1 protein-coding gene is annotated in these 712 nt (G+C 69.2%); it reads left to right on the top strand.

Features of this window, described 5'->3' with window-relative positions:
• Positions 1–102 precede the first annotated feature (102 nt).
• Positions 103–712: RNA-guided endonuclease InsQ/TnpB family protein (locus ACFOX0_RS34225; protein ID WP_377553844.1), on the top strand; the 610-nt coding region annotated here is incomplete at its 3' end.

Below are 712 nucleotides of genomic sequence, written 5' to 3'. Positions count from 1 at the left end.
GCGGTCGTTCTTCGTCGCCACGGTCGGTGCCGTGTCCGCCGCGACGGTCCGCCGGTACATCGACACCCAGTACGAACGGCCGTGGCGCAAAGGCGGGCCGTCGTGAGACGCGCGTACAAGTTCCTGCTCCGACCCACAGCCAAGCAGACCGCCGCTCTCACCGCGTGCCTTTCCGACCACCGGCACCTCTACAACGCCGCGCTGGAGGAACGCCGTGAGGCGTACCGGCGGGCGAAGGCGACAATCCGCTACGGCGACCAGTCCGCCCAGTTGAAAGACATCCGCCGAGCCGACCCGGGCGGGCAGGGCCACTGGTCGTTCTCCTCCCAACAGGCCACCCTGCGCCGCCTCGACAAGGCGATGCGGGCGTTCTTCCGCCGGGTCAAGGCCGGGCAGACACCCGGCTATCCCCGGTTCAAGGGTGCCGGTTGGTTCGACACGGTCGAGTGGCCGAAGGACCGCGACGGATGCCGCTGGGACTCGGCACCCACCACCGGGACAACCCGGGTCTACCTGCAAGGTGTCGGGCACATCCGGGTCCACGCCCACCGCAAGGTCGACGGCACGGTGAAGACGGTCAGCGTCAAGAGGGAAGGCCGCCGTTGGTACGTCGTCCTTTCGTGTGACGAGGTGCCCGCCGAGCCGCTGCCCGAGACGGGCGCGGTAGTCGGGGTCGACATGGGTGTAGCCGCGTTCCTCACCACCTCCGACG

It is taken from the genome of Micromonospora zhanjiangensis, assembly GCF_042650605.1.
Classification (GTDB): domain Bacteria; phylum Actinomycetota; class Actinomycetes; order Mycobacteriales; family Micromonosporaceae; genus Micromonospora_J; species Micromonospora_J zhanjiangensis.
This window is presented reverse-complemented; position numbering and strand designations above follow the sequence as displayed.